This window comes from Methyloversatilis universalis EHg5 (assembly GCF_000378945.1).
GTDB lineage: Bacteria > Pseudomonadota > Gammaproteobacteria > Burkholderiales > Rhodocyclaceae > Methyloversatilis > Methyloversatilis universalis_A.
The window spans coordinates 3,458,286-3,475,722 of sequence record NZ_KB900539.1 but is presented as its reverse complement, the minus strand read 5'-3'; the positions used below and the strand labels follow the sequence as shown (position 1 = coordinate 3,475,722).

Here is a 17,437-nt window from a genome sequence, read left to right as displayed (position 1 = left end):
GCTCAGGCGCCGGAGCGCGACGGGTCGGAGGAGGTGGTGCGCGCGCGGTAGCCGTTCAGCATGCCCAGCGTGTGCGCGACATTCATGGCCTGGCGCAGGCGGCCCGGACGGGCGCCGGCCACCATGCCCAGCCAGCGGCCGGCATGATCGAACAGCTGGCGCAGCAGCCAGGGCGGCATGCCGAGCAGGTGGGTGCCCGCATGTTCCAGCCGGTGCGCGCCGTAGCGCCGGCCGGCGGTGTAGTGCAGGCGCAGGAAATAGCGCCGCTCGCGTTTCCAGTCGTCCACCAGGTGGCGGATGGACATGTCGGGCCGGTAGCGGATGGGTGTGCCCCGGCGCAGCAGTTCGCGGAACATCATCGCGTCCTCGCCGCCACCCACGCCGAGGCCGGCGCGGTTGTAGCGCAGGTCGAAACGCAGCGCCGGGTCATCGCGGAACAGCGACATGTCGTAGGCGATGTTGCCGGACCACAGCGGGTGACTGTCGTCGGTCACCCAGAAGGCCTCGCTGCCGTAATCGACTTCGCCGAGGAAGGCCTGCAGTTCGTCGCTCATCCACGCCGGCCGGGTGGACGGCGTGTAGTCGACACCGATGTGCCCGCCGACGCAGCGCGCGCCCTCGACCGTGATGGCGTGATGCACCGCAGCCACCAGGCCCGGGTCCGGCAGTTCGTCGTCGTCGATGAAGATGAGGATGTCGCTGTCCAGCGCTTCCTGCAGCGCGCGGTTGCGGGCATGCACGATGCCCTGCGCCTGTTCGCATACCGCACGCAGCGGAATGCCGGGTGCGTCGGCCAGCGCAGCCAGCACCGCCGGCGTGTCGTCGCTGCTGTTGTTGTCGATCGCCAGCAGTTCGGCCGGTGCCGGAAAGTGCTGCGCGCGCAGCGCGGCGACCAGCGCCGGCAGCCGGGCGCTGCGGTTGTAGGTGCAGAAGGCGTAGGTGATCTTCATCGGGCGGGGCGCATCGATCCGAGCCGATCCAGCGTGCCGATCAGCCGGCAGTAGGCGCGCTCGGGCAGCAGTGCGGGCAGCATGCGCAGCCAGTCGGTCGCTCGGCCATAGCGGGCGGCCATCACGCGCCTGAAGATGAGGCGCGCGTCCTTCAGGTTGCGCTTCCAGAAGCACTCGTTGCCCCGGGTCAGCAGCGTGCCGAACACCATCTGCCGTACCCGGTCCGTACCCAGCGTGGCCGGGAAATCGGGGTGGTCGGCCAGATAGTCGAGCTGGGCATCGGCGAAGTCGAGGGCCGCACGTGCGTGCGCGCTCGAGGCCTGGGTGTCGGAATGGAAGTGGTAGAAGGCCAGCACCTCGGCCACCCGGGTGATCGGGGCGCGACCGGCGATGCGCAGCCACATCGCATAATCCTCGGCATTTTTCAGCGCGGTATCGAAACCGCCGGCCGCGGTTACCGCCTCGCGCCGGGTCAGCGTGGCGTGGATCGGCCAGCGACAGCCGGCGAACAGCGTTTCGCGCTTGCCCGCGGTTTCGTAGTCCGGCGGTACGAAAGGCTGTCCCCGCCCGCCGCTCAGTCCGATGTTCTGCCAGCCGCAGTAGGCAAGCACTGCGTCCGGCTGCGCCTGCAGCGCGGCTGTCATGCGGGCCAGAAAATACGGGCTCCAGTCGTCGTCGGCGTCGAGGAAGGCGATGCAGCGGCCGCGTGCTTCGCTCAGGCCGCGGTTGCGGGCGCGGCTGACGCCGCCATTGGCCTGGGTGTATACGCGGATGCGCGGGTCGCCAGCCGCCATCGCGGCCAAGCGCGCGGCGGTGTCGTCGGCGGAGCCGTCGTCGATGGCCACCAGTTCCCAGTCGCCGAAGGTCTGCGCCTGCACGCTGCCGACACTGCGGGCCAGATGGGCGGCCGCGTTGTAGCAGGGCATGATGATCGATACGTGGGGCAGGTTCATGCGACGCGTTTCGACGGCAGGGGTGGCGGTTGGCGGAGGGGGCCGGCGGACCGGCAGGCGCATCGCATGGTGCGGTGCGCCGGCTTCGCGATCAAGCGGAAAAGCGGCCCGGCCGTGCGCTGGGGCGCATTTCGGCTCATCCGCGCCGGCCCGGCGCGGTTCAGGCCAGCCTGGACCGCAGTTGCTGGACCATGTAGCGCGCCAGCGCGCCCAGGCTGCCGTCGTTGCTGGCCAGCACCAGCTTGCGGCACAGCGTGGACGCGGTGTCGTGATTGAACACGGTCAGCCGGCGCAGCGTGTAGGGATTGCCGTCGCGCAGTGCCCAGCCGGTGCGGGTGGTGCAGGCCTGGCGGTAGCCCGCGGCCTCGACCGCGCCGGCGCAGCGCGCGTCCCAGTCGCCGTAGGGGTAGGCGAAGCTGCTGACTTCGTCGCCCAGCACGTCTTCCAGCACGGCTTTCGAATCCGCCAGTTCACGTGTCAGATCGGCGTCGGACGCCTGGGTGAGCCGGCAGTGCGACACCGTGTGCGAACCCATCTCGATGCCGGCGGCACGCAGGTCGCGCAGTGCGGCCGCGTCCATCATGCGCCCGGCCGGGCGGCCGTCGTAGGGCCAGTCCGGTTCGCCGCCGATGGCGCCGCTGACGATGAACCAGGTGGCGGTCATGGCGCGGCGCTGCAGCGCCTCGACGGCCAGCAGATTGTCCTCGTAGCCGTCGTCGAAAGTGATCACTGCGACCGGACCGTCCGAGGCGGACACCCTGCCGCTGGCAATGTCGCCCATGGTGGCGGTGCGATAGCCGAGCGAGGACAGCAGATCGAGCTGCTGACCGAAACGTTCGAGCGAAACCGCCCATGGCCAGTCCGGCTGCCCGTCTGCGGTCACCGAGTGGTACATCAGCATCAGCGGGCCGTGGCCCGCTGACTTGCGGGCCAGCGTGCTGGCAATCGGATCAAGCACCGCGCATTCTCCGGATCAGGGCGGTGATCAGGCCGCGATAGCGGGCCTGTTCGGTGGCCAGCGATTCGATCGGTGCGAACAGGAAGGCCAGCCCGTAGGCCAGACCGGACAAGCCGGTCAGCACGATGGCGCCGGTCAGGTCCAGCCGCCCGTCCGGCCCGAGCAGCACCCGGTACAGACCGCCGCTGGCGGCCAGCAGAGGAAGGTTCAGCAGCAGCGCCGGGCGCAGTGCGCGCACCAGTTCATGCATCCGCGCGCGCAGGCATTTCGCGGCCAGCCAGAACATGACGATGCTGCTCAGGTAGAACACCAGCACGATGGCGGCAGCCACGCCCTCGATGCCGTAATGCTGACCGACATAGACCGCCAGCGCGGTCAGCGCCAGGGCACCGATCTGTACCGGCAGTTCGTAATGCAGCCAGTTCTGTGCGCCCAGCACCGCACCGGCCATGTTGTCGATCAGCAGCGCCGGCCAGGCCAGACAGATGATGGCGATCACCTGCGCCGATTCCAGCCACTTCTCGCCATAGACGAAGGCGACCAGCGGATCGGACACCCAGAACAGCAGGATGTAGAGCGGGGTCAGATAGACCGCCAGCAGGCCGATGCTGCGGAACAGCAGGTAGCGGCAGCGGTCCAGATTGTCCTGTTCCGCCGCAATGGCCCGGAACAGCACGTGATAGACCGATCCGGTCACGAAGCCGTGCGGCATCTTGGCCAGGCTTTCGCCCTTGTTGTAGAGGCCGACGGCGGCGGCACCCAGCGTGGAGGACAGGATGGCGGTACTGGCCTGCTGCCGCAGGTAGAAGATGATGTCGGTGGCCGAGGTGAGCGCGCCGTACTGCGCCAGATGCTTGGCGCGGCTGAAGTCGCGCGTGAAGCCGGGCCGCCAGCCGGTGATCACCTGCAGCACCACCACCGACACCAGCGAGCCGATCAGGCCGCCCAGTACCAGCGCCCACACTCCCATGCCGCCGAAGGCCATGACCACGCTCAGCACGTTGGTGACCACCAGGATGCCGAGGTTGAACAGCGCGATGGTGTTGAACTTCATGCCGCGGTGGAGCAGCGTGGTGGGCAGGTTAACGAAGGGCCGGATGATGAAGGACAGGGCCGACACCCGGAGCAGGTCGGTATAGATCGGGTTTTCGTACCAGACCGAAAAGGCCGGCGCGAGCACGAAGAAGAAGGCATAGATCGCGGTACCGATCGCCAGCTGCAGCGTGAACACGCTGCGGTAGTCGTCCGGCGTGGCTTCCTTGGAGCGGATCAGCGCCTGCCCCATGCCGCCGCCGGCGAGGAAACCGGCGAAACCGGTGAATACCTGGGTGGTGAGCAGTACGCCGAAATGCTCCGGCGCCAGCAGGCGCGTCAGAACGATGCCGAACAGGAAGCCAAGGATCTGATTGCCGGTGCTTCCGACGAAGAGCCAGCGCACACTGGAGCGGAAAGACTGGGCCGAGCTCATGAGGTGGGGGTGTCCATAGCCTGCCGACAGTAGCCGAGCCCGCTCGGTCTGTCCGTTGCACGGGTCACGGGAGGGGTGAGGGGCGGGCGGTATGATGCCGCAGGAACGGTTTCAGAGCATTGGAGGGTGAGACGATGGGTGTACGCTGGAAGACCTTGCTGGCCGCGTGCCTGGTGTCCGGGGGCGTGTGGGCCGGTGAGGCGACGACCTGGAAAGACAGTGATTTCGCGATGTATCCGCAGTATTGCCGTGCCCGGCTCGACAACAAGAGCAAGCTCATGATCCCGGTCTGGGAGAAGAAGATCGGCGCGGCGTCCTTCCTGCACGTGCACCACTACTGTTTCGGAATGAAGGCGGTCGCGCTGGCCTACGCCAATTACACCGACAAGAACCGCCGGCGTTTCTTCGCCAACGCGACGGTGTCCGAAACCGCCTACTTTCTTGAGCACGCGCCGGAAGAAAGCCCGTTGCGCGCCGAGGCGCTGGTGACCCAGGGGCGCGGTTTCGTGCTCGCCGACCAGCCGGACGATGCGCGGGAGCGTTTCGAAGCTGCGCTCGAGATCGATCCCAATCTGGTCGATGCCTGGGCCTTCCTCAGTGACGTGCACGTCGCGAAGGGTCGCAAGCAGGACGCGATCAAGGTGCTGCAGGACGCCAGGGAGAAGCTGGGCGACCAGAAGAAGATACTGCTGCGGCTGAAAGAGCTGGGCGTCAGCGCAGGCTGAGCCCGTGGCTCAGAAATCGAAGTAGATGAAGCGCTGCGTGCTGCCGCCGAACACCACCAGCGCCAGCACGCAGGCGGCGTAGACTGAGCCGCGCAGCAGTGCCGGCGTACGTGACCAGCGCTCGGTGCTGCGGGCGGCGAAGCCGACCAGGCGCGGTTCCAGCAGCACCAGCACCATCGACAGCGCGGTCAGGCTCCAGACGAAGCTGCGCACCGCCGGTGCCGGGCCGGTCGCCGCCGACAGGCCGAACAGGCGACTGCACAGCGTCAGCGCCGCGTCCAGGTCCGGTGCGCGGAAGAACACCCAGGTGACCCATACGATGATCATGCTGACCGCCCAGCTGAGTGCGGCGTAGAGCGCCGCCGGCAGCGCTGCGCCGGGCGCCGGCAGCCAGGGTCTGAGCAGCCGGTGCAGCACCAGCCAGCTGCCGTGCAGCGCGCCCCAGATGACGAAGGTCCAGGCCGCGCCGTGCCACAGACCGCCCAGCACCATGGTGATCATCAGATTGACCAGCGTGCGTGCGTGGCCTGCGCGGTTGCCGCCCAGCGACACATAGAGGTAGTCGCGCAGCCAGCGTGACAGCGTGATGTGCCAGCGCTGCCAGAATTCCTGCGGATTGCGGCTCACATACGGATAGAGGAAGTTGCGTGGCAGCGTGATGCCGAACACCCGCGCCAGACCGATCGCCATTTCGCTGTAGCCGGAAAAGTCGAAATAGATCTGCAGCGAGAAGGCGGTCACGCCCAGCCAGGCGGTCGCGCTGTCCAGCCGCTCGGGGTGGGCGAGCAGATCGTCCGCCACGCCTGCCAGATTGTCGGCAAACAGCACTTTCTTGATCAGGCCACCCATGAAGATGAGGGCACCCAGCTTGAGGTCGCGCGCCTGCAGAGGTTGCAGGCGCTCCAGCTGTTCGACCAGTTCGGACGCGCGCAGGATGGGGCCGGCCACCATGTGCGGGAAGAAGCTCACATACAGCCACCAGGCGCGGAAGCTGATGCGGGTGGTCCATTCGCCGCGATAGACGTCGATCATCACCGACAGCATGTGGAAGGTGTAGAAGCTGATGCCGAGCGGCAGCGCCCAGTGCGTCCAGCGGGTGTCGATGCCGCTCATGTCCGCACCGGCCAGTCCGGCGGCGGCGATCGCGGTGTCCAGCAGCATGCCCAGATACTTGATCACGCCCAGCAGGGCGAGGTTCAGTGTCAGCGCGACCACCAGCGTCCGGCGGCTGCGGGTGCGCGACAGTGCGCTGTAGAACAGGTAGTTCGCACTGACCGACAGCACCAGCAGGATGAGGTAGGCCGGCTTCCACGATGCATAGAACAGCAGGCTGCCGGCCAGCAGCGTGGCGGCACGCTCGCTTTGCGAGCGGCACAGGCTGTAGAGCAGCAGCAGTACTGCCAGGAAGACGAAGAAGACAGGCTGGCTGAATATCATGGCCGGGCGGCTCGTGTGCGTGCGTAGGCCTGTCCCAGCGAACTGCTGAAGACGCGGGCGCCGTGGTCGTTGAGGTGGCCCGGATCGGCGAAGTCGCCAGCCTCCAGCGCCCGCGACAGCGGCGTTTCCAGCCAGCGGGCACCGCGTGCCTGCAGCGCCGGCACGATGTCGGCGTAGGGGCCGGCCGCCACGTCCGGCCCGAAGGCGGACGCGCGCTCGAACATCGGCACCGCGATCAGGTGCACCCGGCTGCCGGCGCCGGCCAGTCGCTCGACCAGATCGAGCAGATGGCGGGTCATGCGCGGATCGGGCGGTGCGTGCGTGGCCCCTTCCTGTGCGCGCAGCTGTTCGGCGGACTGGAAACCGCCGCTGCGCCCCTTGCGGTAGCCGGCGGTGTGGGCGGCACTGCCGCCCACCGGTTCAACTTCGCTGAAGGTGGCTTGGACAAAGCGCCCGAGCTTGTCCGGTTCGCGCAGCTGGCGCAGATTGCCGCTGTAATACCAGCTGCGCAGCCAGGAGCCGAACAGCGCTGCGTGCAGCCGGTCGTCCCAGAGGTCGGTGCGCCGCGCGAAGAAACCGTAGTAGCCGAGCGAGTCTTCGTCCTGAAACAGCGTTTCGTCGAGCGCGATGAATACGTCGGCCGGCGGCTTCATGCCGCGTCCCAGCAGTCGCTCCACGACGCCGCGCAGCACCAGCGTGTTGGCCCCGGGCAGGCCCAGGTTGAATACGGCGGCATCGTCGGGCAGGCCAGCGCCGGCGCGGAAAGCGATCGGAGACAGGCCGTTGTCGGTGCGGCTGTTGCCGATGAACAGCGTGGCCGGCTGCCGGTTGGCGGCGTGCCGCATCTTGTCTTCTGCCCGGCCGGCCGCGAATACCGAGCGGTAACGGTAGAGCCAGGCGTCGCAGTGCAGCGCGGCTTCGAAGCCGAGCAGCAGTACCAGTGCCCAGGCCGCAGCCGGTCCGATGTGGCGGACCAGGGCGCGCATCAGGGATGCATCCATTCGCGCAGCGTCTGCATCCAGCTGCGTGCCGGCGCACGCGCCGCTCTGGCTTCCAGGCTGCGACGCAGTTCGGGCCGGGACGGGTCGCGCAGCGTGAGGTCGACCCCCAGCCGGTCCGGCTGGAACAGCAATTCCAGTGTGCGGCCGCCGGCTTCTATCCGGGCGCCGATGCGGCCATCGCCCGGCGTCAGCCGTTCGATCTTCTGTGGTGCAACGGCGGCGTCAGTGCCGGTGTGCATCACGACCAGGAAACGGTCCTGGCGCGATTCCAGCGCTGGCGACACTTCGATGCGCCAGGCACCGGCTTCGAAATCGGCGGCATGGCGGGATATTTCACCCCAGATGGCGCCGTTCTCGTCGTAGTTCTGTCCGTCGGCGAAGAACTCGAAGCCGCGGCCACCGATCGGCGTCAGCCGCGCGTCGGACGGGAACAGCACCGTGCCTTCGAGCTTGGCAGTGCCGGCCTGGTTGCCGCCCAGCGGGCGTTCGAACACGAAACGGTTGCCGCTGACCGCGGGCGCCAGCGTACCGTGCAGCAGCCAGCGCTTGGCCAGATCCGGCCGCGCGGCCTCGATGTCGTCATACACCACGATGGTGCCGCTCCGGCGGTCGTAGACAAACACCCGCCACGCCTTCTCGACCCGCCGCGTGCGGTGATGGAAGCTGTCCGGACCGCTCTGGCTGTTGGTATAGGCCGGCGTGATGTCGGCCAGCGCGACCAGCAGGCCTTCTTCATCGAACAGCGTGTGCAGCCGGCCGGTATGGAAGTCGTCGTACTGGCGCCGCCAGTCGTCCAGGTCCAGCGGTGCGGCATGCAGGTCCCAGCCCGAGCCGACCCGCCGCTGACCGCCGTCGTTCGCGATCGGGCGCGGTTCCTTGTCCTTGCGCGCCGGCTTGGGGGCGTTGTCGGCCGGATCGGTTACGGTGACCGTGTTGTGCGCGATGGTCTGGTAGTAATAGTTCAGGTAGTGGTCGCTGCCATAGCCGCCGCAGTAGCAGCCGCTGTCCAGCGCCAGCGGCACGCCGGTGTAGAGCGTGAAGGCACCCTGGTCGAGATGGCTGTGCGACCAGTAGTTGTCGCCGGCCTTGAAGCTCACGATGGTTGCGTTGCGGTCCCAGCCGCTGCGCGCGGTCACCAGTCCCAGACCGTCGGCGAAGTGGATGAGCGGGCGATCGGCCAGCTGCTCCGGCTCGGAGTACAGCGTCGCGTCGGGCAGCGGTCCCCAGGGCCAGGAGGTCGGCGCCAGCCTCGCCTTCGGCGAACCGAGCATGGAATAGGCCGGGCGGTCGCGGAATTCGAGCGCCAGCGCCAGCGCGTCATCCACCCTGCGACGCGGAAAGGCGACGTCGCCCCAGCGCTGTATGGTGCCGTCGGGCAGTGCGCGGTGGATCAGGAAGGTCAGGAAGCCGTGGATCGCCGGCTCGCGGGCGAACAGGTCGTCGCCGGTGGCGGCGCGCCACATCGCCGGCAGCTGGTAGATCGCCTGGCCGATGCCGATGCCCACGTATTCGCCGCCCTCGTGCCAGCCGCCGTTGCGCCCGCCGATCTGCCGCCAGACCGGCAGCACGCGGTTCAGCCAGTAGTCGTGGGTGAAGGCCATGACCGGCTCAGCGCGCGGATCATCGCGATAGACCGCCAGCGCGCACGCCATCAGCGCCTGCAGCGGCGAGTTGTACAGATAGACGTTGTAGGGCGACAGCCGCTCGGTGCGGATGACACTGATCTGGTACTCGCAGGCCTCGATCACCTTGTCCCTGAGGGCGGGCATCAGGTCGGGCGGAATGCGGCCGTGCAGCCAGTCGTAGGCCTGGGCGATCGGCTTGGTCTGTTCGTGGCCGCGCCAGCTCGGCTTCAGGCGGATCAGCCTTTCGGTCAGCGCCCGCATGTCCTGGCTGCCCGGGCGCAGGAATTCCGCTTCGATCGCGGCCGCCAGGTCGCCCTGCCCGCCGCGGGCGCGGGTCAGCAGCTGATTGATGTATTCCGGATTTTCCTGCGCGATCCGGGCGCGTTCGCCGGCATCCGGATGCGGCAGGCGCGGGTGGGCGGTACGGAAGCCGGGCAGGTCCGGCATCCTCAGTTCGGCCGGTTCCGGCAGCATGGCCTTGCTGGCTGAAGTGGCTGCCACTGCCGGCGGCGTGCGCGTGATCGACCACAGGCCGGCCACTGCACTGAACACGCATACCGCAGCAAAGGTGCCGGCCAGCCCGCCAGGGCCGGGGGCGCTGCTGCGCCGGGGCAGCTGTCCGACCGTCAGCGCCGCGGCGGTAAGCGCGATGACCGCCGTGGTGAGGTCGGGCGTGCGTCCGGGCACGTACTGCTGCAGCCATTCGAGCGCAAAGGCGAGGCCGCCGCAGCCGGCGACGATGACGCCGCTGGCGATGCGGCTGCGCGACGAACAACGGTACAGCGCCAGTGCGAGCGCCAGATAGGGCCAGGCGCTGTCCAGCAGCACGCTCAGGCCCTGCATCGGATTGCTCATGTGCGCCAGGAAGGGCACCGTGTTCAGCACGCGCAGTGGCCCCGGCTCCGGGGCCAGTTCGCCCACGGTGAGCGCCAGCGCCAGCATCAGCGCGGCCAGAGCCGGCCGCCGCGGTTTTAGCGCGCGCGGCGAGCCAAGTGCCAGCGTCAGACCGGCGAGTGCGCCGATCAGCGCTTCGGCCGATACCTGGCGGCTGACCACGAAGGCCTTGCCGATCAGCACGGCGAAGAAGAATGCCCACAGCGCACGCGTGACCGAGGCCGGACGCTGCCGCGCGTCGCGTATCAACAGTGCCAGCGCGGCGATTTCAAGTGCATAGGTGAGTGCCCGCACCGGTTCGAAGCGGGACGGGTCGTCCAGCACCTGAGCCAGCGGCTTGAGCCCGCTGCGCAGCAGGCCGATGTCCAGCGACGGTACGAAGGGTGCAAGCTGGGCCAGCGCCCACAGACCGGTGGCCAGCAGTGCGATATTGGCTTCCGGTCCCGGTTGCAGGTGCTGTTGCCGCCACGCGCCGAAGCGGCCGGCCAGGCGGCCGTCCGGCGCCAGCAGACCGGCCAGCAGCGCACCGGCCAGCGCACCGGCGGTATTGAGCAGCAGATCGGACAGCGCCGGCACCCGCTGCGGCAGGTGGGCCTGGGCGGTTTCAACCGTCAGGCTCAGCAGTCCGCCGAGCACGGTTGCGGCAATGGCCGCGGTCGCCAGACTGCGCCGCGCCATCGCCAGCCGGATGAGGACACCGATCGGGATGTAGATGAGGGCGTTCACCACCAGATCGGGCAGCGACAGCGGGCGGTGGGCGATGCCCGGTTCAAGGAAGGCCCAGGTATCCACGCCGCTGTGCCAGCCGCTGAACGGAAACAGGCTTCCGTACAGGATCAGCGCCACATAGGCGGTGAGCAGCAGCAGGGGGTGACGATTCGGTTCGGGGTGCATCGTGTCCTGTGGCGGGCGGCGCTGGCGATGGTTGGTCTCTGCCGGTGCGGAGGCCGGCGCGGCCGACAGCATGCCCGGGTTGCGTGGCGGTGCGAGTGGTGCGCGTCACGAAGGCCGCGATACTGCGGTTCCGCCCGCAGGCAGGCTGTGCGAAAGTCCGCTCCCGGAGGATGGACCGGATGTACGGGCTGATCGTGATCGGGCTGCTGTGGGCAGCCTTTCTTTTTCTGTTGCGGCGTGACCTGGCGAGCGCCTGGGCGGAGCCCTGCCTGCGCGCGCCGGTGCTCGTTTTCGAAGGCGACGACTGGGGTTTCGGCCCGCCCGCCCAGGCCGACGCGCTGCGCGACATCGCCGGCGTGCTGCGCCGGCATGCCGATGCAGAAGGGCGGCATCCGGTCATGACGCTGGGCGTGGTGCTGTCCGGCCCCGATCCCGAGCGGCCGGATGAGCCGGAAGCCGGCCTCCGGCTTGACGATGCGCTGCTGCGCCCGGTTCTGGACAGCATCAACGACGGTGCACGTGACCGCGTGTTCGCGCTGCAGCTGCACGGCATGCAGCATTACCACCCGGCGGTGCTGGACCGCGCCTGCCGTGCCGATCCGGCACTCGCTGCCTGGCGCCGGCAGCCGCTGCCGGCCACCGAAGACCTGCCTTCGCCGCTGCAGTCACGCTGGACCGACGCCTCGGTGCTGCCGTCGCGACCGCTGGACGCAGCGGACATCCGGCAGCGTGCCACCGCCGAGGTGACCGAGTTCGTCCGCGTGTTCGGTCAGCCGCCGGCAGTCGCCGTACCCCCCACCTTTGTCTGGAACGACCAGGTGGAATCCGCCTGGGCTGCGGCCGGCGTGCAGGTGATCGTGACGCCGGGCGAGCGTTACGAGGCGCGCGGGAGCGACGGGCTGCCGGTGGATAGCGGCCATCTGTACCGCAACGGCCAGCGCTGTCCGTCCGGTCTGATGGCGGTGGTGCGCAATGATTACTACGAACCGGTGCGGGGTCACCGGGCGCCGCAGGGGCTGGAGGCGCTGGTCCGCAAATGGCGCCAGCGTCGCCCGCTGCTGCTGGAAACCCACCGTTCCAACTTCGTCGGGCGCCACGCCCGGCATCCGGAAAGCCTGCAGGCGCTGGACGACCTGCTGCTCGGGGCGCAGCAGGGCTTTCCGGACATCCGTTTCCTGTCGGTAGAGGCGCTGGCCGCGGCCTATGCCGCCGGAAACGGACTGATCGACCGCCGACCGTGGGTCCGGCTGCAGGCGCTGGCGGCCCGCGTGCTGGTGTCCGGCCGCCGTCGCAAGATTGCCGCACTGCTGTCCGGACTCACCCTGCTGGCGCTGGCGGGGGCCTTTTAGCCCGGGTTTCAATGTGGAAATTTGTGTCGTCACCGGGGCCAGCCTGCCCTGAAACGGCGTCGCAACGTGCGTTAGTTATCACTGGCCACGTGTGCGGCGCCCTCTCGTGACCGGATTCACGCGTTCCGGCGGGCGCTGCCCATATCTTTCGCCCTCAACAAGCCGGCCGCACCGTGCCGGAAAGAATATTGCCGGCGAGCTGCCTGTACGCCGCAGACGCCAGAAGGGGTTGATTGTGGTCAGACTTTTCAGTCACTACGTACCGTCCGTCACGCTCATGAGATTGATTGCCGAAGCGATCGTGCTGCTGATCGCCGGTTTCGGCGCTGCCTGGATCAGCGCGCCGGCCAGCATTGAAACGCTGTTGCCCGCTCTGCTGCCGGCATCGGTATTCGCCATCCTGATGACCTTGCTGATGAGCGCCCTCGGCCTGTATCAGCGGGAACAGCCGCGCAATCTGTCCGAACTGGTCGGTCGCGTGCTGTTCGCGTTCCTGCTCGGCCTGCCTGTGGCGTACATGGTGTTCCGGCTGCTGCCGCAGGGCAGTGTGGCGATGCCGGCGCTGGACGTGTCCCTGTGCATGGGGTTCGGCGGCATCCTGCTGCTGCGCGCCGCCTCCTTCCTGCAGGCGGACGGTGCCGGCATGTTCACCCGCCGCATCCTGGTGGTTGGCACCGGCTCGGAAGCGGCTTCGGTGTGGGCGGCGGTGTCTACGTCGGCCAGCAGCACCCACACGATTGTCGGTTTCGTGCCGGTCGGCTCGGAAGATGGCGTCGAAGTGCCCTCGACCATGGTGATGCCCGAAGGCAGTTGCGTGATGCAGCTGGCCCGCGATCACCGCGCCAACGAAATTGTGGTTGCTGTGCGCGAACGCCGTGGTGGCGTGCTGCCCCTGCGCGAACTGCTGGACTGCAAGCTGGCCGGCGTGACCGTCAATGATCTGTCCAGCTTCTTCGAACGCATGCGCGGCCAGGTGCGGCTGGATACGCTGCGCGCCAGCTGGCTGATCTACGGCGACGGCTTCCGCCAGGGCTTCGCCCGGGCTGCGGTCAAGCGGGTGTTCGACATCGTCGCCTCCAGTGTGCTGCTGGTGCTGACCGCGCCCATCATGCTGCTGGCCGCGCTGGCCATCGCGATCGAAAGCGGCTTCCCGGTCATCTACCGGCAGGAGCGGGTGGGGCAGGGCGGTCGTACCTTCAAGGTGCTCAAGTTCCGCAGCATGCGCCTGGACGCCGAAGCTGACGGCAAGCCGCGCTGGGCCGGCAGCAACGACGACCGCATCACCCGCGTCGGTCACTTCATCCGCAAGACCCGCATTGATGAACTGCCGCAGATCTTCAACGTGCTGCACGGTGACATGAGCTTCGTCGGCCCGCGTCCGGAACGTCCTTTCTTCGTCGATCAGCTGACCGACCAGATTCCGTTCTACGCCGCTCGCCACAGCGTCAAGCCGGGCATCACCGGCTGGGCCCAGGTCCGTTACAGCTACGGCGCGTCGGTGGACGACGCGGTGCAGAAGCTGCAGTACGACCTGTACTACGTGAAGAACCACACCCTCTTCCTCGACATCCTGGTACTGCTGCAGACCGTGCGTGTCGTGCTGACCGGAGACGGCGCGCGCTGAGCCGGTTCCCGCCCGGGGAGCGGCTGCACGCCGGCGCCCCCGCGGGCACAATGCGGTTCCGCTGAACAGGACGTTGCCGCATGTCGATGGATTCGCTCCCCGCTGCCTTTGCGCTGTATGCCTACCTGGTGGCCGCGCTGGGTTTCCTTGCGCTGTCTCTGCAGCTGCTGCTCGGACCGGGCAATGCGCCGCGGGCGCGGCTGCTCGGGGGCTGCATGGCGGCCGGTGCGGTCTGGTGTGCGGCGCTGGCGGCCTTCGTCAAGCTGCCGAATGCCGCATTCTGGATGCTGGCTCATGCCGCCGATGCGCTGCACTACCTGATCTTCCTGGGTTTTCTTGCCGCCTGCGTGGTCGATCCCGACGGTCATCGGCCATTGCGCCGTCTCGTGGCCCGGCCGTCCTGGCTGATGCGTCTGGTGCTGCTGGCGGTTCTGCCCTGTACGCTGCTCTATGCCGGGGCGGCCTTCCTGCTGTCGCGCGATCACGCAGTGCTGTCGGTCATGATGGGCAGCGGGCTGGCGCTCAGCCTGCTGGGCGCGGTGATGACCGAACAGTTCTACCGGAACACGCCGCAGCAGTGGCGCTGGGGCATCAAGCCGATGACGCTCGGCCTGGCCTTCACGCTGGTGTTCGACCTGTACTACTTCTCCGAAGCGCTGATGTTCCGCGAGATCGACGCCACGGTGTGGGCGGTGCGCGGCATCGTGCACGCGCTGGCGCTGCCACTGTTCGCAGCCTCGTCGGCGCGGGTGCGCGAGTGGTCGATCCGGCTCAACGTGTCGCGCGAAGCGGTGTTCCACACCTCGGCGCTGGTGATCGCCGGGGCGGCGCTGCTCATCATCGCGCTGGCCGGTTACTACGTGCGCTTCTTCGGCGGCGAATGGGGCGCGGCGCTGCAGACCGTGGTGCTGGCGGCCGGGGCGCTGGGCCTGGTGGCCTCGATCGCCTCGGGCAGCGTGCGTGCCTGGCTGCGGGTGTTCATCAACAAGCATTTCTTCAGCCTGCGCTACGACTACCGTGCCGAATGGCTGAAACTGGCCGATACGCTGTACCGCGCCTCCAGCGTGGACAAGCTGCGTGAGGCATCCATCCAGGTGATGGCCGATCTGGTCGAAAGCCCGGGTGGCCTGCTGTGGCTGCGTGACGAACAGGGTGATTACGTGCCCGCCGCCCGTCTGAACGTGCCCGACATCGTTGCGCGTGAGCCGGCCGACAGCCCGCTGGTGACGCTGCTGCTGGGGCGCATGTGGGTGGTCAATATCGAGGAGCACCGCTCGCGGCCGGGCATTTACGGAAACATGCGTCTGCCCGAATGGGTGGCGGCCATTCCCGAAGCCTGGCTCATCTGCCCGCTGGGCAGTGAGGACATGCCGCTCGGCTTCGTCGTGCTGTGCCGGCCGCGCGCGCTGCTGGATCTGAACTGGGAGGTGCGCGACCTGCTCAAGACCGCCGGTCGTCAGGTGGCCGGCGTGCTGGGCCAGACCCAGGCGATGGAGGCGCTGATCGAGGCGAAGAAGTTCGAGGCCTTCTCCAAGATGAGCGCCTTCGTCGTGCACGATCTGAAGAACCTGATCGCGCAGCTGACGCTGCTGTTGCGCAACGCCCAGAAGCACAAGGACAACCCGGAGTTCCAGCAGGACATGCTGGAAACCATCGAACACGCGGTGGGGCGCATGAACAGCATGCTGCTGCAGCTGCGTTCCGGTACCCAGCCGATCGAACAGGCTGCTCCGGTGGCGCTGACGCCGCTGCTCGAAAGACTGCACCGTGCGAGGGCGCGCAGCGCCTGCGCGGTTGACCTTGAGGTGGAGGGCGGCCTGGTCATCCGGGCGCATGAAGACCGGATAGAAAGGGTTGTGGGGCATCTTGTGCAGAATGCACTGGATGCCACGCCGCAAACCGGTAAAGTCAGCATCAGAGCGCGCACCGAAGCTGCGGGCGTCGTGGTCGAGGTCGAGGACAGCGGCTGCGGCATGACCGAAGAGTTCGTGCGCGAGCGCCTGTTCAAGCCCTTCCAGTCGACCAAGGCAAACGGCATGGGCATCGGCGCCTACGAAAGTTTCCGCTACATCCAGGATCTGGGTGGACGCATCGAAGTAACCAGCGAGCCGGGCCGGGGCAGCCTGTTCCGGCTCGTGTTTCCTCAGCAGACGGCTGTGGTGGCCGCCGTCGCCTGACCGGGAGTGACATGGCTGACAAGGGTCGTACGCTGTTGATCGTCGAGGACGATCCTGCGCTGCAGAAACAGATGCGCTGGAGCTTCGACGATTACGAAGTGGTGCTGGCGAGCGATCGCGAATCGGCGCTGGCGCAGATCCGGCGTCACGAACCGGCAGTGATCACGATGGATCTCGGGCTGCCGCCGGCGCCCGACGACGTGACCGAAGGCATGGCGCTGCTGGGCGACATCGTGGCCCTTGCGCCGCAGTCCAAGGTGATCGTGCTGACCGGCCAGAACGACCGCGCCAACGCGCTGCGCGCGATCGGCATCGGTGCCTACGATTTCTACGCCAAGCCGTTCGAACCCGAACTGCTGTCGCTGCTGATCGAGCGCGCCTTCCGGCTGCACGACCTGCAGATGGAAAACGCCCGTCTTGCCAACCAGAGCCTGGGTGCCGAGGGCCGTTTCATCACCCGCGACGCCAATATGCTGCGCGTGCTGCGCACCATCGAGAAGGTGTCGGCCACCCGCGCCACCGTGCTGCTGCTGGGCGAGAGCGGCACCGGCAAGGAAGTGCTGGCCAAGACCCTGCACGACCGCTCGGAGCGGGCCGGTGAGCGCTTCGTCGCGATCAACTGTGCCGCCATTCCGGACAACCTGCTGGAAAGTGAACTGTTCGGCTATGAGAAGGGCGCCTTCACCGGCGCCACCAAGCAGACGCCGGGCAAGATCGAGGTGGCTCACAAGGGCACCCTGTTCCTCGACGAGATCGGTGACCTGCCCGGGCCGCTGCAGGCCAAGCTGCTGCGTTTCCTGCAGGAGCGGGTGATCGAGCGCCTGGGCGGCCGCGAGGAAATCCCGATCGACGTGCGCGTGGTCTGCGCCACCCACCAGAACCTGCAGAACCTGATCGCCGAAGGCCGTTTCCGCGAGGATCTCTATTACCGGCTGGCCGAGATCGTGGTCACCATTCCGCCGCTGCGCGAGCGCGAGGGCGATGCCGCGCTGCTGGCGCACTCCTTCGTCAAGCGCTTTTCCGGCGAACAGGGGCGCAGTTCGATGTCGCTGTCGCGCGAGGCGGTGGCGGCGATCGAAGCGCACAAGTGGCCGGGCAATGTCCGCGAACTCGAGAACTGCATCAAGCGCGCCACCATCATGGCCGATGGCAACCAGATCATGGTGCCTGACCTCGGCCTGAAGCCGGCGGAAGAGAACGCCGGCTTCTTCAACCTGCGCCAGATCCGCGAAGAGGCCGAGCGCAAGGCGGTGGTCAGTGTGCTCGCGCGCGTGGACGGCAATATGGTGAAAGCCGCCGAACTGCTGGGCGTCAGCCGCCCGACCCTGTACGACCTGATGAACCGTTTCGGCCTGCGCTGAAATCGAACCGGAGTCCTTCCT

12 protein-coding genes are annotated in these 17,437 nt (G+C 67.8%); 5 read left to right on the top strand and 7 right to left on the bottom strand.

Features of this window, described 5'->3' with window-relative positions; all coding sequences use genetic code 11:
- Positions 1–2: 2 nt before the first annotated feature.
- The 4 genes from METUNV2_RS0115885 to METUNV2_RS0115870 all read right to left on the bottom strand — a co-directional run bounded on the left by METUNV2_RS0115885 (position 3) and on the right by METUNV2_RS0115870 (position 4,329).
- Positions 3–950 (bottom strand): glycosyltransferase, encoded by a 948-nt coding sequence (locus tag METUNV2_RS0115885; RefSeq protein ID WP_018230462.1) that lies wholly within the window; start codon positions 948–950, stop codon positions 3–5.
- On the bottom strand, positions 947–1,903 hold the full coding sequence (locus METUNV2_RS0115880) for a glycosyltransferase family 2 protein (protein WP_018230461.1): 957 nt from the start codon (positions 1,901–1,903) through the stop codon (positions 947–949). Before METUNV2_RS0115880 ends, METUNV2_RS0115885 begins: the two co-directional genes overlap by 4 nt.
- Positions 1,904–2,063: 160 nt before the next feature.
- A complete protein-coding gene (locus tag METUNV2_RS0115875) occupies positions 2,064–2,861 on the bottom strand; it encodes a polysaccharide deacetylase family protein (RefSeq protein ID WP_018230460.1) in 798 nt (265 codons plus the stop codon).
- Positions 2,854–4,329: a lipopolysaccharide biosynthesis protein gene (locus tag METUNV2_RS0115870; RefSeq protein WP_018230459.1), complete on the bottom strand. Its 1,476-nt coding sequence runs from the start codon at positions 4,327–4,329 to the stop codon at positions 2,854–2,856. The genes METUNV2_RS0115875 and METUNV2_RS0115870 overlap by 8 nt, the downstream gene beginning before the upstream one ends.
- Before the next feature lie 134 nt (positions 4,330–4,463).
- On the opposite strand from METUNV2_RS0115870, the gene METUNV2_RS0115865 reads away from it, so the two are divergent.
- Positions 4,464–5,054, top strand: coding sequence for a tetratricopeptide repeat protein (locus METUNV2_RS0115865; RefSeq protein WP_018230458.1), 591 nt, complete (start codon positions 4,464–4,466; stop codon positions 5,052–5,054).
- Positions 5,055–5,063: 9 nt separating this feature from the next.
- On the opposite strand, the gene METUNV2_RS0115860 is transcribed toward METUNV2_RS0115865, so the two are convergent.
- From METUNV2_RS0115860 to METUNV2_RS0115850, 3 genes are read right to left on the bottom strand one after another with little or no spacing between them, the layout of a single operon-like run.
- Positions 5,064–6,491 (bottom strand): MBOAT family O-acyltransferase, encoded by a 1,428-nt coding sequence (locus METUNV2_RS0115860; protein WP_018230457.1) that lies wholly within the window; start codon positions 6,489–6,491, stop codon positions 5,064–5,066.
- Positions 6,488–7,477: a hypothetical protein gene (locus tag METUNV2_RS0115855; protein ID WP_018230456.1), complete on the bottom strand. Its 990-nt coding sequence runs from the start codon at positions 7,475–7,477 to the stop codon at positions 6,488–6,490. The genes METUNV2_RS0115860 and METUNV2_RS0115855 overlap by 4 nt, the downstream gene beginning before the upstream one ends.
- Complete coding sequence (locus METUNV2_RS0115850) at positions 7,477–10,977, bottom strand: VanZ family protein (protein ID WP_018230455.1); 3,501 nt, start codon at positions 10,975–10,977, stop codon at positions 7,477–7,479. The genes METUNV2_RS0115855 and METUNV2_RS0115850 overlap by 1 nt, the downstream gene beginning before the upstream one ends.
- 107 nt (positions 10,978–11,084) lie before the next feature.
- Between METUNV2_RS0115850 and METUNV2_RS0115845 the strand changes: the two genes are divergently transcribed.
- The 4 genes from METUNV2_RS0115845 to prsR all read left to right on the top strand — a co-directional run bounded on the left by METUNV2_RS0115845 (position 11,085) and on the right by prsR (position 17,416).
- Positions 11,085–12,254 carry a hypothetical protein gene (locus tag METUNV2_RS0115845; RefSeq protein WP_018230454.1) on the top strand — a complete coding sequence of 390 codons (1,170 nt, stop codon included), beginning with the start codon at positions 11,085–11,087 and terminating at the stop codon, positions 12,252–12,254.
- Between the two features lie 277 nt (positions 12,255–12,531).
- A complete protein-coding gene (locus tag METUNV2_RS0115840; RefSeq protein WP_198288864.1) occupies positions 12,532–13,878 on the top strand; it encodes a TIGR03013 family XrtA/PEP-CTERM system glycosyltransferase in 1,347 nt (448 codons plus the stop codon).
- Between the two features lie 86 nt (positions 13,879–13,964).
- Positions 13,965–16,055, top strand: a complete 2,091-nt coding sequence (gene prsK, locus METUNV2_RS0115835; protein ID WP_232415688.1) for an XrtA/PEP-CTERM system histidine kinase PrsK — start codon at positions 13,965–13,967, stop codon at positions 16,053–16,055.
- Positions 16,056–16,066: 11 nt separating this feature from the next.
- On the top strand, positions 16,067–17,416 hold the full coding sequence (prsR, locus tag METUNV2_RS0115830) for a PEP-CTERM-box response regulator transcription factor (RefSeq protein WP_018230451.1): 1,350 nt from the start codon (positions 16,067–16,069) through the stop codon (positions 17,414–17,416).
- Positions 17,417–17,437 lie beyond the last annotated feature (21 nt).

Bases quoted from the DNA above. Each gene is read 5' to 3' on its own strand.
- METUNV2_RS0115840 (WP_198288864.1), top strand. From the start codon at position 12,532: ATGAGATTGATTGCCGAAGCGATCGTGCTGCTGATCGCCGGTTTCGGC.
- METUNV2_RS0115855 (WP_018230456.1), bottom strand. From the start codon at position 7,477: ATGCGCGCCCTGGTCCGCCACATCGGACCGGCTGCGGCCTGGGCACTG.
- METUNV2_RS0115870 (WP_018230459.1), bottom strand. From the start codon at position 4,329: ATGAGCTCGGCCCAGTCTTTCCGCTCCAGTGTGCGCTGGCTCTTCGTC.
- prsK (WP_232415688.1), top strand. From the start codon at position 13,965: ATGGATTCGCTCCCCGCTGCCTTTGCGCTGTATGCCTACCTGGTGGCC.
- prsR (WP_018230451.1), top strand. From the start codon at position 16,067: ATGGCTGACAAGGGTCGTACGCTGTTGATCGTCGAGGACGATCCTGCG.
- METUNV2_RS0115850 (WP_018230455.1), bottom strand. From the start codon at position 10,977: ATGCTGTCGGCCGCGCCGGCCTCCGCACCGGCAGAGACCAACCATCGC.
- METUNV2_RS0115865 (WP_018230458.1), top strand. From the start codon at position 4,464: ATGGGTGTACGCTGGAAGACCTTGCTGGCCGCGTGCCTGGTGTCCGGG.
- METUNV2_RS0115845 (WP_018230454.1), top strand. From the start codon at position 11,085: ATGTACGGGCTGATCGTGATCGGGCTGCTGTGGGCAGCCTTTCTTTTT.
- METUNV2_RS0115885 (WP_018230462.1), bottom strand. From the start codon at position 950: ATGAAGATCACCTACGCCTTCTGCACCTACAACCGCAGCGCCCGGCTG.
- METUNV2_RS0115860 (WP_018230457.1), bottom strand. From the start codon at position 6,491: ATGATATTCAGCCAGCCTGTCTTCTTCGTCTTCCTGGCAGTACTGCTG.
- METUNV2_RS0115880 (WP_018230461.1), bottom strand. From the start codon at position 1,903: ATGAACCTGCCCCACGTATCGATCATCATGCCCTGCTACAACGCGGCC.